We start from the raw sequence: 14,540 nt of genomic DNA, 5'->3' as shown, positions 1-14,540 counted from the left end.
GTGATCGGCGGGGCCCACCAGGCTCCGCCGATCACTCCCTTTCGGTGCTGTGCCCGTGGTGCTGTGCCCGTGCTGTTGTGCCCGTGGTGCTGTGCCCGTGCTGCTGTGTCCGCGGTGCTGTGGTTCAGTGGCCTGTTCCTGCCAGGCGGCCGCTCAGGAAGCGGCGCTCGGCCTCGGTGGGCGCCAGCCGCAGGGCCGTCCGGTAGCTCTTCGCGGCCTCCTCGTGGCGGTCCAGCCGGCGCAGCAGGTCGGCGCGGACGGCGTGCAGCAGGTGGTAGCCGTCCAGGCGGTCGATCGCGTCGACCAGTCTCAGCGCCGCCGCCGGGCCGTCGGTCATGCTCACCGCGACCGCCCGGTTCAGCGCCACGATCTCACCCGGATCGACGCGGGCGAGATGCCCGTAGAGCCCGGCGATCTGCGGCCAGTCGGTCTCCGCCGCGCTGGGTGCGGTGGCGTGACAGGCCGCGATCGCCGCCTGCAGCTGGAACGGCCCGGCCCGGCCGTGCCGCAGGGCCCGTTCACAGAGCCCGGCGCCCTCGGCGATCCCGTCGTGGTCCCAGCGTGACCGATCCTGATCGGCGAGGAGCACCAGGTCACCGGCGGCGTCGAGGCGGGTGGCGCGCCGGGCGTCGTGCAGCAGCATCAGGGCGAGCAGCCCCAGCGCCTCCGGTTCGTCCGGCATGAGCTCCACGAGTAGGCGTGCCAGCCGGATCGCCTCCGGGGCCTGGGCGGTGCCCTTGTCGAAGATCAGAATGAGCACGTACAGCACCGCGGGCAGCCGTTCCGGGAGCAGGTGTGGCGGCGGGACCCGCAGGGCGATCCCGGCGTGCCGGATGCGCTGCTTGGCCCGGAACAGCCGCTGGCCCATCGTCCGCTCCGGAACCAGGAACGCGCGCGCGATCTCGGCGGTGCTCAGCCCACCCAGGCAGCGCAGCGTCAGCGCGACCTGCGCCTCCAGCGCGAGCGCCGGATGGCAGCAGGCGAAGATCAGCTCCAGCCGCTCATCCGGGATCTCCCCGTCCCGGACCTCGCTTTCCTGGACCGCGCCGCCTTGGACCGCGCCGCCTTGGACCGCGCCGCCCTGGACCGCGCCGTCCGGGGCCTCGCCGTCCGGGGCCTCGCCGTCTTGGACCGCGCCGCCCAGGACGGCGCCGTCCGGGGCCTCGCCGTCCTGGGCAGCGGGTGCCACCCGGCTCGCGGTCGCCGCCGCGACCTCGGCCAGCTTCGCCGCCTCCCGCGCGGCGCGGCGGATCCGGTCGATCGCCTTGCGGCGCGCGGTGGTCGTCAGCCAGGCCAGCGGCTGATCCGGTACGCCCGACTCCGGCCACGTCCGCAGCGCCTGCATGAACGCGTCCTGGGCACACTCCTCGGCGAGATCCCAGTCGCCGCCGGTGAATCGGATCATCGTGGCGACGATCCGGCTCCACCCGTCGGCGTAGATCTCCGCGATACGGTCGGTCAGGGCTGCTCCCCCTCTTCCTTCCCCTCTTCCTTCTCCTCGAAGGGCCAGAACGGGCGGAGCTCGATCACCCCGGCCCAGGCCATCGGGTGCTTAGCCGCCACCTCGATCGCCTCGTCGAGATCGGCGCAGTCCAGGATGTCGAATCCGCCGATGACGTCCCTGGCCTCGGCGTACGGCCCGTCGGTCAGCAGCACCCGCCCATCCCGGACGCGGACCGTGGTGGCGTCGCTCGCGGGCCGGGTCCGGCTGCCGAGAACCCGGAGGCCCTTCTGATCCATCTCGGACACCCACTCCTCGATATCGGGAGCGCCCTCCGGCTGCCCGGTGTCGTCCGGGTCGACGCAGACCAGCATCAGATACCTCATCGCGCTCCTCCCGCCGATACATCGGCGCTCGTCATGGCGGCGATCGTCCCGACCATGTTGCCGCACAGCGTCGTCAGCCTGCTGTGCAGCGTGCCCGGGTCGGTCGCCGCCTCGGCCCGTACCCCGGTGTCGCCCGGACCGTGCGTGAACGTGTGCCGCACGACCGTGGTCCCCGGCTCGTCGCCGTCGCCGAGCTCATACCGCCAGACCGACCCGGCCCGCCCGTCCTGATCGAGCACCGTCCAGGCGAAGACCTCCGGCTTCTGCAGCGCGACGACCTCACAGGTGACCGTGGACGCGAACCCACCCGGAAAGACGTTGTGCCCCCGGAACCGCCCACCCGGGACGGCCGCGGTCGCGGGCGCACACCAGCTCGCGCCGACTGTCTCCGGACTCCACTCACCGATCCGTTCCACCGCGGTGACGCGCTCCCACACCCGTTCCCTCGACATCGGCACGGTCATCGCGACCGTCACCCCCGCACCCGTGACCAGGTCCATCAGCCGGCTCCTCTCTCGTCGTCTGATGGAGTGACGAACGGGATCGGCCGTCTACTACCGGCGCGGTCGGTCTTTCTGCCGGTCGATCCGCCGGCGAGCGGTGACCTGCACCTCCTTACCGAGTTCGAGCTTCCTGAGTTCGAGCTTCGTGAGTTCGCCGTCCCGGAACCGGACGGGCAGGTGTGCCGTCTCCATGGCCGCGAAGAGGGCGGCGACCACGATCACCGTAGGTGCGGCCTCCAGCGGTTTCGCTCGCTGGAGAGGGTGGCTATGATGGCCAAGTTACCGATGGGTAACAAGGCTTGAGGAGGCTGCATGCCCACGCTGGAACGGCAGGACGACGTCTTCATCCTCGACCTCGGCGATGGGGAGAACCGGTTCCATCCGGACTTTCTCGCTGAGGTCAACGCGCACCTCGATGAGGTGGAGAAGGCCGGCGGGCCCCGGGCGCTGGTCACCGCGGCGACCGGGAAGTTCTTCTCGAACGGGCTCGATCTGGAGTGGCTCGGGGCGAACGGGGACAGGTTCAGCGAGTACGCCAACGACGTGCATGAGCTGTTCGCGCGGGTGCTGTCGCTGCCGCTGATCACCGTGGCGGCACTTCAGGGGCACACCTTCGCGGCGGGGGCCATGCTGTCGCTCGCGCATGACTTCCGGGTGATGCGCGGGGATCGTGGGTTCTGGTGTCTGCCCGAGGTGGACATCAACATTCCGTTCACCCGGGGGATGGGTGCGCTCATCCAGAGCCGGCTCAGCGTCCGGGTCGCGCATGAGGCGATGACGACAGGGCGGCGGTACGGCGGGGCGGACGCGCTCGCGGACGAGATCGTCGATCACGCCGTGGAGGAGAGCGCGGTGCGGGCCACCGCGGTGGAGATCGCGGCGGCCAACGTGGGCAAGGCCGGGGAGACGCTCGGGACGATCAAGGCGCGGATGTACGCCCCGGCCATCGCGACGCTGCGGGACCGGGCTGACCCGCTGGGGTAGCGGCGGCGCGCTGAGCGAGCCGGGCACCGGGTGAGCCGGGCGCTGGGTGAGCCGGGTGTGGTGGGTGAGCAGGGTGCCGGGTGGGCGGGGTGCGTCAGGCGCGGTGGGAGACGGCGGCGGCGACCCGGTTGTGCAGGCCGGGGACGTCGCCGCGGATGCCGTCGAGGAGCCACTGGCACATCTGGACCGAGGCGCCGACCACCGTGCGGACGCGCTCCAGGCGGCGGGTGGTGAAGGCCTCCCAGAGCTGGTCGTCGACCGTTTCGTGCTCCAGGAGCAGGTCGCCGAGGACCGACGCGTCCTCCAGGGACATCGCGGCGCCCTGGGCCAGCGTCGGCGGGGCGACGTGGGCGGCGTCGCCGATGACGACCGCGCGGCCGCGGTGCCAGGGTGCGTCCAGGATGTGGGTCTGAAAGCGGGCGAAGTTGATCCGGGACGGGTCGCCGACGCTCTCCCGGATCCGTTCCCACGGGCCGCCGTAGCTGCCGGCCAGCTCGCGGACCACGTCCACGGTCTCGGCCGGGGTCAGGTCGCCGCGGTGGCGCGGGGGCTCGGCGAGGTACGCGTAGAGCGAGTCCGGGCCGGTGGGGCAGTAGCCGGCGATGTACGCGGGCCCGCCGTTGATGATCTCGGTACGCGTCACCGACGCCGGGCGGGGAGCGACCACCCGCCAGATCTCGATGCCGATGTCGCGGGTGGTCAGCTCGATGCCGATCGCGCGGCGCACCGCCGAGCGGATCCCGTCGGCGCCGACCACCAGGTCGTAGCGGCCGGTCGAACCGTCGGTGAGGGTGACCTCGGCGCCGTCGCCGTCCTGGTCGATCGCGGTGAACGTGGTGCCGAAGCGGACCCGGGCACCGGCCTCGGCGGCCCGGTCGACCAGCAGGCGGGCGAGGACCGGACGGTACGTGCCGAAGGCGGCGGGCAGGTCGGGGCCGCCGGTACGCGAGTCGTTGACCTCGGCGACCAGCGGTGCCTGCGGCGTGGGCGCGCGGAAACCGATGCTGTCGAACCCGTACCCCAGCAGTCGCAGGCGTTCCCAGACGCCCAGCTCGCGCAGGACGCGCAGAGCGTTGCCCTGGAGGGTTATCCCGGAGCCGAGAGCGCCGACGTCGGGGAGGGCGTCGATCAGATCGACCTCGACACCGCCGGCGGCGAGACAGATGGCGGTCGCGGTGCCGGCTGTTCCGGCACCGACGACGAGGACCTTGCGAACGGCGGGCACGGAGAACGAGCCTACCGTCCACTGTGGTTCACCGGGAACGGGACGTTTGTCACGTCTGCTGGTAGACGTCGGGGATGCCGTCGCCGTCCTCGTCGGCCTCCTCGGCAGCGCAGATCCGCCGGTAGTGCCGGTTGCGCCAGCGCAGCACGGCGGTGGCGAGCAGCGCCGCCAGCAGCGATCCGGTCAGCACCCCGATCTTGGCCTGGTCGTCGAGCGGGGTGCCGGAGCCGAACGCCAGCTCGCCGACGAGCAGCGAGACGGTGAAGCCGATCCCGCCGAGCAGGCCCAGCCCGAGGACGTCCCACCAGCTCAGCCCCGCGTCCAGCTCGGCGCGGGTGAAGCGCTGCACCAGCCAGGTCGCCGCCATGATCCCGATCGGCTTGCCGAGCACGAGGGCGGCAACCACCGCAATGCTGATATATCCGAAATTTCCAGTCAGTGCGACGCCCGCCGAGAAGAACGCGAAGAGCGGCACGGCGACACCGGCCGAGATCGGCCGCAGCCGGTGTTCGAGGCGCTCGGACGCCCCGGTGGGCACGACGAAGGCGAGGAGCACCCCGGCCACGGTGGCGTGCACCCCGGACTCGTGCACCAGGAACCAGGCGAGCAGGGCCAGCGGGATCCGCAGCCGGGGGAGGAACCGGAAGGCGGCGATCGGCAGGACCGCCAGCAGCAGCGGGATCGGGTGCAGCGACGAGGTGTAGAAGAAGGCGATGACGATGATCGCGAGCAGGTCGTCGACCACGGCGAGGGCGAGCAGGAAGGTGCGCAGCGCGCTCGGCAGGTGGGTGCTGATCACCCCGAGCACGGCCAGGGCGAAGGCGATGTCGGTGGCGGTGGGCACCGCCCAGCCACGCCCCGGGCCGCCGGCGGCGAGATAGACGAGCGAGGGCGCGATCATCCCGCCGACGGCCGCGGCGACCGGCAGCGCCGCCCGGCGCGGATCCCGCAGGTCACCGGAGACGAACTCGCGCTTGAGCTCCAGCCCGGCGACGAAGAAGAAGATCGCCAGCAGCCCGTCGGCCGCCCACTCGGCGAGCGTCAAAGGCCCCGCGTGGAGATCGGAGAGCGCCGCGTATCCGCCGCTCCACGGTGAGTTCGCCCAGATCAGGGCGAGTGCGGTGGCGCCGATGAGCAGCATGCCGCCGACGGTCTCGGTGCGCAGGATCTCGGCGATCCGCCGTGCCTCGGGCCAGCTGCCCCTGCCGAGAAGTGTCACGCGTCCTCCTGAAAAACGACACCAGAATGAACGCCGACCAGACTTCCCGGCACACCACCCGCCATTCTACGTGGCGATCATGCGGACGCCCCGCATGGTCCCGGTCGCCCCGGGTAACGTCCCGCTCGGAAGGGCCGAAGGACCCTGCCCGGCGGGGTCCCATCGGAGGAACAGTTAAGACGACGAAGCCTTCAGGGGAAGGAAAGATCGTGACCGCTGTGCTCGACCACGAGGACCTGGTCCGCAAGCTCGCCCGGCCGGACGACGCCGAGGTGGCGAGTCTCGACGCATGGTGGCGGGCCAACAACTACCTGACCGTCGGACAGATCTACCTGCAGGGCAATCCGCTGCTGCGGGAGCCGCTGAGCGCCGGGCACATCAAGCCGCGCCTGCTCGGCCACTGGGGTACCAGCCCCGGGCTCTCGTTCATCTACGCGCACGTCTCGCGGCTGATCAAGACCACCGGGCAGGAGGCCATCTACCTGGCCGGTCCCGGGCACGGCGGGCCCGCGCTGGTCGCCGCCGGGTACCTCGAGGGCACGTACTCCGAGGTCTACCCGCGGATCGGCCAGGACGAGGAGGGCATGCTGCGGCTGTTCCGGCAGTTCTCCAGCCCCGGCGGCATCCCCAGCCACGTCTCGGTGACCACGCCCGGGTCGATCCACGAGGGCGGCGAGCTCGGGTACGTGCTCGTCCACGCGTTCGGCTCGGTGATGGACAACCCGGACCTGCTGACCGTCGCGGTGGTGGGTGACGGCGAGGCGGAGACCGGCCCGCTCGAGGGCTCCTGGAAGGGCATCTCCTTCATCAACCCGGAGCACGACGGTGCCGTACTGCCGATCCTGCACCTCAACGGTGCCAAGATCGCCGGCCCCACCGTGCTCGCCCGCAAGGATCCGGCCGAGGTCCGCAAGCTCCTCGAGGGCCACGGTTACGAGATCATCGAGGTCAGCGGCGAGGACCTGCCGGGGATGCACCACCGGTTCGCCGAGGCGCTCGCCGCCGCCTGGGGAAGGATCAAGAGCATCCAGGCCGCGGCGCGGGGCGGCGACTGGGACGGTTCCCGGCCGCACTGGCCGCTGATCATTCTGCGTACGCCGAAAGGCTGGACCGGTCCGGAGAAGGTGGACGGCATCACCGTCGGGGGCACGTGGCGGGCCCACCAGGTACCGCTCTCCGGTGTCCGGGACAACCCCGAGCACCTGAGGATGCTGGAGCAGTGGCTGCGGTCGTACCGGCCGGAGGAGCTGTTCGACGCGACCGGCGCTCCGCGCGGGCCGGTCCGCGACCTGGCGCCCGAGGGTGACCTGCGGATGAGCGCGAGCCCGCACGCCAACGGCGGCCGGCTCACCGTCGACCTGGACCTGCCCGACTTCCGGGACTACGCGATCGACGTGCGGCAGCCGGCCGTCGAGCGGGCCGAGTCGACCCGCAAGCTCGGCGAGATGATGCGCGACATCTACCGGCGCAACGACGACCGGTTCCGGCTCTTCTGCCCGGACGAGACCAACTCCAACCGGCTCGGCGCGGTCTTCGACGTCTCCGACCGGGGCTTCATGGAGACGGTCACCCCGGACGACGTGAAGATCAGCCGCCAGGGCCGAGTGATGGAGGTGCTCTCCGAGCACAACTGCCACGGCTGGCTGGAGGGGTACAACCTCACCGGGCGGCACGGCATGTTCGCCACGTACGAGGCGTTCGCGATGGTCAGCGCCTCCCAGACGGTGCAGCACGGCAAGTGGCTGCAGGAGGCGCGGCACCTGGACTGGCGCGCCAAGGTGCCCAGCCTGAACGTGCTGCTCACCTCGACCGCCTGGCGCAACGACCACAACGGGTTCTCGCACCAGGGGCCCGGGCTGATCCAGGTCGTGCTCACCCAGCGTGGGGACGTGGCGCGGGTCTACCTGCCGCCGGACGCGAACACCCTGCTCTCGGTCGCCGACCACTGCTTCCGCTCCCGGTCGTACATCAATCTGATCGTGATCGACAAGCAGCCGCAGCTGCAGTTCCTCGACATGGACCAGGCGATCGAGCACTGCGCCAAGGGCGCGGGGATCTGGGAGTGGGCCGGCACCGACGACGGCAGCCGGGACCCGGACATCGTGCTGGCCTGCGCCGGCGACGTGGTGACCATGGAGACCGTGGCGGCCGCGCAGATCCTCCGGGAGCGGCTGCCCAAGCTGGACGTCCGGGTGGTCAACGTGGTCGACCTGATGACGCTGCCGCGGCCCAAGGACCACCCGCACGGCATGAGCGAGACGATGTTCCGCGAGCTCTTCACCGACCACGTCGACGTGGTGTTCGCCTTCCACGGCTACCCGGGCGCCATCCACCAGCTGGTGCACGGCCGCCCGGACGCCGACCGGTTCCGGGTGCGCGGCTTCATCGAGCAGGGCACCACGACCACGCCGTTCGACATGACGGTGCGGAACCGGGCCTCCCGCTACCACCTGGTGATGGACGCGATCAACAACGCGAAGCGGCTGCCGAGCGGTGCGACCGAGCTCAAGCAGTGGTGCGAGCAGATGCTGGCGAAGCACGAGGAGTACGTCGTGGAGCACCTGGAGGACATGCCCGAGGTGCGGGATTGGTCACTCGGGACCGGGGCGCAGCGTTGATCTAGGTGGGTTTGAGCATCTCTCCGCTTTACAAAGTGTGGGCGGAGAGATACTTCACCCTTTCTTTCGGTGACGAGTGACGCGAAGGTGAAAGGCACACACCTACTCGACGATGAGGAAGGGGACCCCAGATGGCCGGTACGCTCCGCCGTTGGCCGACGACCCGACAGGGTTCGACTCGGCATCCCGTGCCCACCCTGCAGTACCTGTTGCGCGCCCACGGTCACACGGTCACCGTGGACGGCGTATTCGGCGCGCAGACGGGTGACGCCGTCCGCGCCTACCAGCGAACCCGGGGCATCCCCGACAACGGTGTGGTCTGCCCGGAGACCTGGGAGGCCCTGCTCGTCACGGTGAAGCCCGGTGCGCGGGGCAACGCGGTCGCCGGCGTCCAGCAGCTGGCCGCCGTCACCGCGAACCCCGACGGTGTCTACGGCGAGGTCACCGAGCAGGCGGTCCGCGGCTTCCAGGCCTCGTCCGGCATCCCGGTCGACGGGGTGGTCGGCCCGCGCACGTGGCTCGCCCTCGTCGAGTCCTCCGCCGCCGCGGCACCGCTGCAGCAAGCGGCCTGACGGGCTTCCCCCGCGACCGCCGCCTCAGCGAGCGGCGGTCGCGGGGTCGAAGCCGAAGGGGAGCTCCAGGCGGTGGGCGGCCATCAGGTCGCGGTCCGCGAGCAGGGTTCCCGTGGGGGCGTCGGCGACGATGCGGCCCTCGTCGAGGATGACCGATCGGGGACAGAGCTCCAGGGCGTACGGGAGGTCGTGGGTGACCATCAGGATCGTCACCGGGAGCGACTCCAGGATCTCGGCGAGCTCGCGGCGGCTGGCCGGGTCCAGGTTCGAGGAGGGCTCGTCGAGGACCAGGATCTCCGGTTTCATGGCGAGCACGGTGGCGACGGCGACCCGGCGGCGCTGACCGAAGCTGAGGTGGTGCGGGACCTGGTCGCGGTGTGCGGACATGCCGACCGCGGCGAGCGCCTCGTCGACCCGGGCGTCCAGTTCCGCGCCGCGCAGGCCGAGGTTGGCCGGGCCGAACGCGACGTCCTCGGCGACCGTGGGCATGAACAGCTGGTCGTCCGGGTCCTGGAAGACGATGCCGACCAGGCGGCGGATCTCGGCGATGCGGGCGCGGTCGGTGGGCACCACCGGGAGGCCGGCGACCTCGACCGTGCCGGCGCCGCCGTGCAGGATGCCGTTGAGGTGCAGGACCAGCGTGGTCTTGCCGGCGCCGTTCGGGCCCAGGAGCGCGATCCGCTCGCCGGGCGCCAGGGTCAGGTCGACACCGCGGAGGGCGGCGCGGCCGTCGGGGTACGCGTAGTGCAGCCCGGTGACCCGGAGCGCGGAGGTCGTCACGTCGATCATGCTAGAACCGCGATGCCGATGGAGAGCAGCGGCAGGACGGCGGCGAGCGCCCATTCGCGTCCCGGAGCCCGGGCGGTGCCCGTCTGCGGGAGCCGCCCGGTGTAGCCGCGCGACACCATGGCGAGGTAGACGCGCTCGCCGCGTTCGTACGATCGCAGGAAGAGCGAACCGACACCGACCGCGAACGCCTTGACCTGCCAGAGGAAGCGCGGGTCGTAGCCGCGGGAGAGGCGGGCGATCCGCATCCGGCGGGCGTCGTCGGCGAGCACGTCGATGTAGCGCAGCATGAACGTCATGATCTGGGTGAAGACCGCCGGGCAGCGCAGCCGGTCGAGCCCGAGGACCAGGTCGCGCATGGTGGTGGTGGCCGCGAGCAGCAGGCTGGCGAGGACGCCCAGGGTGCCCTTGGCGAAGATGTTCCAGGCGCCGTGCAGCCCCTCGACCGACAGGGACATGCCGAGCCAGTGGACGCGCTCGCCGTGCCCGAGGAAGGGCAGCGTGATCGCGAGGAGGACGAAGGGGAGTTCGATCGTCGCCCGCTTGAGCAGCCATACCGCCGGAATCCTCGCGATGACGGCGACGCATGCGAGCAGAATCGCATAGCCCCCGAAAGCCGCGTACGACGTCGGTGGCGTCACCACCACGACGATCGTGAAGAGCAGGACCGCCGCGATCTTCACCTCGGGGGCCAGCGCGTGCACCCGGCCCGGACGGGACAGGTACAGCGGATGGGAGTGGCCCGCGCCCACGGCTCAGGCGGCCCTGTGCTCGCGCCGGCGGACCAGCCAGAAGCCGCCCGCCCCGATGCCGAAAGTGATCAGCACGCCGAGGACGCCGGAGAGGCCGGTCGACAGGTACGGGTTGTCGATGCCCTTGACGCCGTAGTCGGCCAGGGGGCTGTCGGCCATCTGGTGGGCCTGCTCCTTCTGCGCCATGCACGTCCCGCCGGTGATCTCCCCGGCGTCGTCGACGGCGCAGCCGTCCCGGGCGGTCGCGTCCAGGCCGTCCGGGCTGCCGGAGGCGAAGTTCGAGACGACACCGGCGAGGAGCAGGGCGACCAGCAGGCCACCCGCGAGGAACCAGCCGGGTTTCCTGTTCATGCGACGGCCTCCGCTTCGATCGTGACGGGCTTACGGAACCGGCGCAGGGCGTACACGAGATCGGGCCGGACCTTGGCGACGGTGACCACCGTGCTGGCGGCGATCAGGCCCTCGCCGATGCCGATCAGGACGTGGACGCCGGCCATGGTGCCGGAGATGGCCGGCAGCGAGAGGTCGGTGGTGCCGCCGAGGGCGTACTCGAGGACGAAGCCCTGGGAGGCGACCACCACGCTGATCACCGAGGCGATGAAGGCGGTGGCGCCGATGCCGGCCGGCGTCTTCGGTAGCACCCGCAGCAGGCCCGCGACCAGCAGGTATCCGGCGGCGGTGCCGAGGATCGCCATGTTGGTGATGTTCAGGCCGATGGCGGTGAGCCCACCGTCGGCGAGGAGCCGGCCCTGGACGATCAGGACGGTGGAGACGCAGAGCGCGCCGACCCACGGGCCGACCAGGATCACCGCGAGGGTGCCGCCGAGCAGGTGGCCGGAGACGCCGGGCAGCACCTGGAAGTTGAGCATCTGCACGGCGAAGATGAACGCCGCGACCAGACCGGCCATCGGTGCGAGGCGGTCGTCGAGGTCGGCGCGGGCCTTCCACACGCAGACCGTCAGCACGGCGACCGCGAAGATGACGAAGACCGCGGAGACGGGGCCGTTCACGATCCCGTTCGCGATGTGCATCGCCTGTGCGTCCATGGTGCCTCCCCTGCGGCCCGTCCGCGGGTCAGCATATTAGGCACCAGGAGCTGTTGCATATCCTTGGCAACTAGGAAGATCGGTGATCATGATCCTACGGCGCCGAGCGGGGGAGCCGCACGGTCGCGATCGTCCCGCCCTCGTCGCCGCCGCCGAGCGTGATCGTCCCGCGGTGCAGCTCGATGATCGCCCGGCTCAGGGCGAGGCCCAGCCCGGCCCCCGGGATGCCGCTGTGCCGGGCGTTCGTGGCCCGGTACAGCCTGGCGAAGAGCCGGTTCCGCTCGTTGTCCGGGATGCCCATGCCGGTGTCCGCCACGGTCAGCACCGCGGCGTCCTCGTCGGCGGTCAGGCTCACCGTCACGGTCGAGCCGGCCGGGCTGTACTTGACCGCGTTCCCGATCAGGTTCTCCGCGACCTGGCGCAGCCGGGCCTGGTCACCCGGAATGGTGAGCCGGTCCGGCAGATCGGTGCGGACCTGCGGGCGCGGTTCGCCGGCCTCCGCGGTCACCGTCGCCACCGCGGCCTGGACGGCGGCGGAGAGGTCGACCGTGCCGATCGTCAGGTCCGCGTGGCCGGACTCCAGGGCGGCCAGGTCGAGCAGGCGCTCCACCAGGTGGCGCAGGCGGGCGTTGTTCCGCTCGATCACGTCGAGCAGGTCGCGGACCTCGCCGATGGTGGTCTCGTCGCCGGACTCGGCGATCAGGTCGGTGTAGGTGGCGATCGAGGTCAGCGGGGTCCGCAGCTCGTGCCCGACCAGCGCGATGTACTCGCCGATGCTCGCCGCCAGCTGGTTGGCCAGCTCCTCCGAACGGCGCCTCTCCAGGTACGCCCCGAACAGCCCGGCGATCCCGGTGAGGAGCACGGCCAGGGCGGGATCGGTCTCCAGCGGGTCGGCGCAGAAGAAGGTGATCACGCCGACCACCTTCTCCGCGCTCCGGACCGGCACCGCACCGCCCTGCGCGTCGGGCACCCAGACCAGCTCGCCGCGCTCCCAGCAGAGCTCGGCCAGCTCCTCGCCCGATCCGGCGCCCGCCCCGGTCACGGTGTGCGTGGCGGCCGGCCGGAGCCGTTCGGTCATCTCGTCGACCAGCCAGAGCCGCAGGTGCGGCCAGCCCAGGCACTCCGAGATGGCCCGGAGCACCGCCTCGCCGGCCCGTGCGGTGTCCCAGGCGTGCACCAGGACCTTGAGCACCTCGGTCTTGCAGTTCTCGTACTGGTGCTGATGGTGGTCCGCGGTCACGTCGTGGACGGCGGCCAGAGCGCCGATCGCCAGTCCGGTGCGGTCGCGGACCGGGCGGGCGTTCACCGCGAACCAGCGGGGGCGGTGCAGGCGGTCGTACGCGAGCAGGTCCGCGTGATGCACCTCCTCGCCGCGCCGGGCCCGGTCCAGCGGCAGCTCGCCCGGCTCGATCGGGGTGCCGTCGTGCCGTTTCAGCCGGAAGCGCTCCGGCCAGTCGCGCAGCGGGACGTCGACGCTCTCCTCGCCGTAGAAGTCGCGGACCGCCTGGTTGACGAGGACGATCCGGCCGGCCAGGTCGCAGGCGACCACCCCGACGTCGAGGCTCTGCATCAGGCCGGTCAGGAACGCGCCGTCGTCCCGGCCGGGCACCGCGGACTCCAGGACGGTACGCAGGGTCTCGGTCAGTCCCCGTACGCTGAACGGCTTGGACACCACGGCGGCCGCCTGGGTGTCGTCGAGCAGGCTGTCGCCGGGCGGGAGATAGCCGGTGATCAGCACGACCGGGACATCCGCGGTGACCGGGTCGGCGCGCAGGGCCCGGCACATCCGGATCCCGTCCAGGTGCGGCATGTCGACGTCGGCGATCACCAGGTCGGGGCGGGTGTCGAGCGCGACGGCGAGCCCCTCCCGGCCGTCTCCCGCGACGGTGACCTGGTGTCCCAGCCGCCGGACGATCTCGGCGAGTACCGCCTGATGTTCCGGATTGTCCTCGACCACGAGCACCGCTGCCATGGGCGTCACTCTAGGACGACGTAACCCCATAAAACGGAGAAAAGCGACAAAATCGACTCCAGGTTTCGCGACTGGCGTGGCAGGGGTACTGTCCGGCCGCACATCGGCGATCTCGGGGTGTCACATGAGCGCGTTGACCGCACACCTGGACGTACCACTCGACCGCGGCGCCCCCGGCGCGGCGCGCCGGGCGGTGGTCGCGGTGCTGACGGGCTGGGGCTTCCGCGACGCCGACTGGCTGGACGCGGCGGCCGTGGTCGTCAGCGAGCTGGTCACCAACGCGGTCCGGCACGGCGGCGGTTGCGTCGCCCTGCACGTGGAGGCGCACGACGAACGGGTGGTCGTCTCGGTCGCGGACGGCTCGTCGGTGGTACCGCGCCGCCGGCCACCGGACGAGGTCGGCGGGCGCGGCATCGAGCTGATCGAGGCGCTCTCGGCCGGCTGGTCGGTGCACAACCACGAGGGCGGCAAACAGGTCCGCGTCCAGCTCCTCTCCTGCCCCGGATTCACCCCGGTGGAGTCCGGTACCTTCCGTTCCGATCATGAGGACATGCCCCGGAGGAGTGCGGCATGAGGATCATCCGGTACGACGGAGCCGGGGTGCGCCGGCTCGCGTTCCACGGTGAGCTGGACCTGGCCACCGCTGATCTGGTCGACGTGCACGTGCGCGAGGCTCTCACCGATCCGCTGCCACGGCGCCTGGTCCTCGACGTCGCGGCGCTCACCTTCTGCGACTCGGCCGGCATCGACGCCCTGCTCAACGCCCGGACGACGGCGGAGAGCCGCGCGGTCGCGTTCCAGGTGACCGGCGCGCGGGGCATCGTCCGCCGCTCGATGGCCGCCACCGGCGTCCTGTCCCTGCTCACCTCCCCCTGACCCGGCCCGCTCGCGATCCGGGCGGGTGGTCCCGGCCCCAGCGCGCGTCCCGGTCCCGGGGGGGGGGCCCCGGGGGCGCCCGGGGGGGGGGGGCCCCCCCCCCCCCCCCCCCGGCCCCCCCGCGCGCCCCCCCCCCGGGGGGGGGGGGGCGGGCGGCGGG

At 71.7% G+C, this 14,540-nt stretch carries 16 protein-coding genes; 5 read left to right on the top strand and 11 right to left on the bottom strand.

Annotation, left to right across the window (positions count from 1 at the left end):
* Positions 1–124: 124 nt before the first annotated feature.
* Genes AB0M08_RS38800 through AB0M08_RS38785 form a run of 4 tightly spaced genes read right to left on the bottom strand, consistent with a single transcriptional unit; the run spans position 125 to position 2,546 of the window.
* Positions 125–1,405, bottom strand: coding sequence for a sigma-70 family RNA polymerase sigma factor (locus tag AB0M08_RS38800; protein WP_364504893.1), 1,281 nt, complete (start codon positions 1,403–1,405; stop codon positions 125–127).
* A 53-nt stretch (positions 1,406–1,458) separates the two neighbouring features.
* The gene (locus AB0M08_RS38795; protein ID WP_364504891.1) at positions 1,459–1,827 is read right to left on the bottom strand and encodes a YciI family protein; all 369 of its coding nucleotides are present in this window, start codon (positions 1,825–1,827) and stop codon (positions 1,459–1,461) included.
* Positions 1,824–2,327, bottom strand: a complete 504-nt coding sequence (locus AB0M08_RS38790) for an SRPBCC family protein (protein ID WP_364504889.1) — start codon at positions 2,325–2,327, stop codon at positions 1,824–1,826. The genes AB0M08_RS38795 and AB0M08_RS38790 overlap by 4 nt, the downstream gene beginning before the upstream one ends.
* Positions 2,328–2,381: 54 nt before the next feature.
* Complete coding sequence (locus AB0M08_RS38785) at positions 2,382–2,546, bottom strand: hypothetical protein (protein WP_364504887.1); 165 nt, start codon at positions 2,544–2,546, stop codon at positions 2,382–2,384.
* Positions 2,547–2,642: 96 nt separating this feature from the next.
* On the opposite strand from AB0M08_RS38785, the gene AB0M08_RS38780 reads away from it, so the two are divergent.
* Positions 2,643–3,314: an enoyl-CoA hydratase-related protein gene (locus AB0M08_RS38780; RefSeq protein ID WP_364504885.1), complete on the top strand. Its 672-nt coding sequence runs from the start codon at positions 2,643–2,645 to the stop codon at positions 3,312–3,314.
* Positions 3,315–3,408: 94 nt separating this feature from the next.
* Here the strand turns inward: AB0M08_RS38780 and AB0M08_RS38775 are convergent, their stop codons facing one another.
* Entirely contained in the window at positions 3,409–4,539 is a 1,131-nt protein-coding gene (locus AB0M08_RS38775) for an FAD-dependent monooxygenase (protein WP_364504883.1), read from the bottom strand.
* A gap of 49 nt (positions 4,540–4,588) precedes the next feature.
* Entirely contained in the window at positions 4,589–5,758 is a 1,170-nt protein-coding gene (gene nhaA, locus AB0M08_RS38770; protein ID WP_364504881.1) for a Na+/H+ antiporter NhaA, read from the bottom strand.
* A 209-nt stretch (positions 5,759–5,967) separates the two neighbouring features.
* Here nhaA and AB0M08_RS38765 point away from each other — a divergent pair, with 209 nt between their 5' ends.
* Both AB0M08_RS38765 and AB0M08_RS38760 read left to right on the top strand, forming a co-directional pair.
* Complete coding sequence (locus AB0M08_RS38765) at positions 5,968–8,376, top strand: phosphoketolase family protein (protein WP_364504879.1); 2,409 nt, start codon at positions 5,968–5,970, stop codon at positions 8,374–8,376.
* A 188-nt stretch (positions 8,377–8,564) separates the two neighbouring features.
* Entirely contained in the window at positions 8,565–8,948 is a 384-nt protein-coding gene (locus tag AB0M08_RS38760) for a peptidoglycan-binding protein (RefSeq protein WP_364504877.1), read from the top strand.
* A gap of 24 nt (positions 8,949–8,972) precedes the next feature.
* On the opposite strand, the gene AB0M08_RS38755 is transcribed toward AB0M08_RS38760, so the two are convergent.
* From AB0M08_RS38755 to AB0M08_RS38735, 5 genes are all read right to left on the bottom strand, one after another.
* A complete protein-coding gene (locus tag AB0M08_RS38755) occupies positions 8,973–9,737 on the bottom strand; it encodes an ABC transporter ATP-binding protein (protein WP_364504875.1) in 765 nt (254 codons plus the stop codon).
* Positions 9,734–10,486 (bottom strand): cobalt ECF transporter T component CbiQ, encoded by a 753-nt coding sequence (gene cbiQ, locus AB0M08_RS38750; RefSeq protein WP_364504873.1) that lies wholly within the window; start codon positions 10,484–10,486, stop codon positions 9,734–9,736. Before cbiQ ends, AB0M08_RS38755 begins: the two co-directional genes overlap by 4 nt.
* A gap of 3 nt (positions 10,487–10,489) precedes the next feature.
* Positions 10,490–10,837, bottom strand: a complete 348-nt coding sequence (locus AB0M08_RS38745; protein WP_364504871.1) for a PDGLE domain-containing protein — start codon at positions 10,835–10,837, stop codon at positions 10,490–10,492.
* Entirely contained in the window at positions 10,834–11,532 is a 699-nt protein-coding gene (locus AB0M08_RS38740; protein ID WP_364504869.1) for an energy-coupling factor ABC transporter permease, read from the bottom strand. The genes AB0M08_RS38745 and AB0M08_RS38740 overlap by 4 nt, the downstream gene beginning before the upstream one ends.
* Positions 11,533–11,626: 94 nt before the next feature.
* Entirely contained in the window at positions 11,627–13,504 is a 1,878-nt protein-coding gene (locus tag AB0M08_RS38735) for an ATP-binding protein (protein ID WP_364504867.1), read from the bottom strand.
* A gap of 124 nt (positions 13,505–13,628) precedes the next feature.
* Between AB0M08_RS38735 and AB0M08_RS38730 the strand changes: the two genes are divergently transcribed.
* Both AB0M08_RS38730 and AB0M08_RS38725 read left to right on the top strand, forming a co-directional pair.
* On the top strand, positions 13,629–14,078 hold the full coding sequence (locus AB0M08_RS38730; RefSeq protein WP_364504865.1) for an ATP-binding protein: 450 nt from the start codon (positions 13,629–13,631) through the stop codon (positions 14,076–14,078).
* Positions 14,075–14,380: an STAS domain-containing protein gene (locus tag AB0M08_RS38725; protein ID WP_364504863.1), complete on the top strand. Its 306-nt coding sequence runs from the start codon at positions 14,075–14,077 to the stop codon at positions 14,378–14,380. The genes AB0M08_RS38730 and AB0M08_RS38725 overlap by 4 nt, the downstream gene beginning before the upstream one ends.
* Positions 14,381–14,540 lie beyond the last annotated feature (160 nt).

The organism is Actinoplanes sp. NPDC051851, assembly GCF_040681165.1.
Taxonomy (GTDB): Bacteria; Actinomycetota; Actinomycetes; order Mycobacteriales; family Micromonosporaceae; genus Actinoplanes.
This window is presented reverse-complemented; position numbering and strand designations above follow the sequence as displayed.

Excerpts from the sequence above, each read along its gene's own strand:
- AB0M08_RS38800 (WP_364504893.1), bottom strand. The coding sequence starts at position 1,405 with ATGATCCGATTCACCGGCGGCGACTGGGATCTCGCCGAGGAGTGTGCC.
- AB0M08_RS38795 (WP_364504891.1), bottom strand. The coding sequence starts at position 1,827 with ATGAGGTATCTGATGCTGGTCTGCGTCGACCCGGACGACACCGGGCAG.
- AB0M08_RS38790 (WP_364504889.1), bottom strand. The coding sequence starts at position 2,327 with ATGGACCTGGTCACGGGTGCGGGGGTGACGGTCGCGATGACCGTGCCG.
- AB0M08_RS38780 (WP_364504885.1), top strand. The coding sequence starts at position 2,643 with ATGCCCACGCTGGAACGGCAGGACGACGTCTTCATCCTCGACCTCGGC.
- AB0M08_RS38755 (WP_364504875.1), bottom strand. The coding sequence starts at position 9,737 with ATGATCGACGTGACGACCTCCGCGCTCCGGGTCACCGGGCTGCACTAC.
- AB0M08_RS38745 (WP_364504871.1), bottom strand. The coding sequence starts at position 10,837 with ATGAACAGGAAACCCGGCTGGTTCCTCGCGGGTGGCCTGCTGGTCGCC.
- AB0M08_RS38740 (WP_364504869.1), bottom strand. The coding sequence starts at position 11,532 with ATGGACGCACAGGCGATGCACATCGCGAACGGGATCGTGAACGGCCCC.
- AB0M08_RS38735 (WP_364504867.1), bottom strand. The coding sequence starts at position 13,504 with ATGGCAGCGGTGCTCGTGGTCGAGGACAATCCGGAACATCAGGCGGTA.
- AB0M08_RS38730 (WP_364504865.1), top strand. The coding sequence starts at position 13,629 with ATGAGCGCGTTGACCGCACACCTGGACGTACCACTCGACCGCGGCGCC.
- AB0M08_RS38725 (WP_364504863.1), top strand. The coding sequence starts at position 14,075 with ATGAGGATCATCCGGTACGACGGAGCCGGGGTGCGCCGGCTCGCGTTC.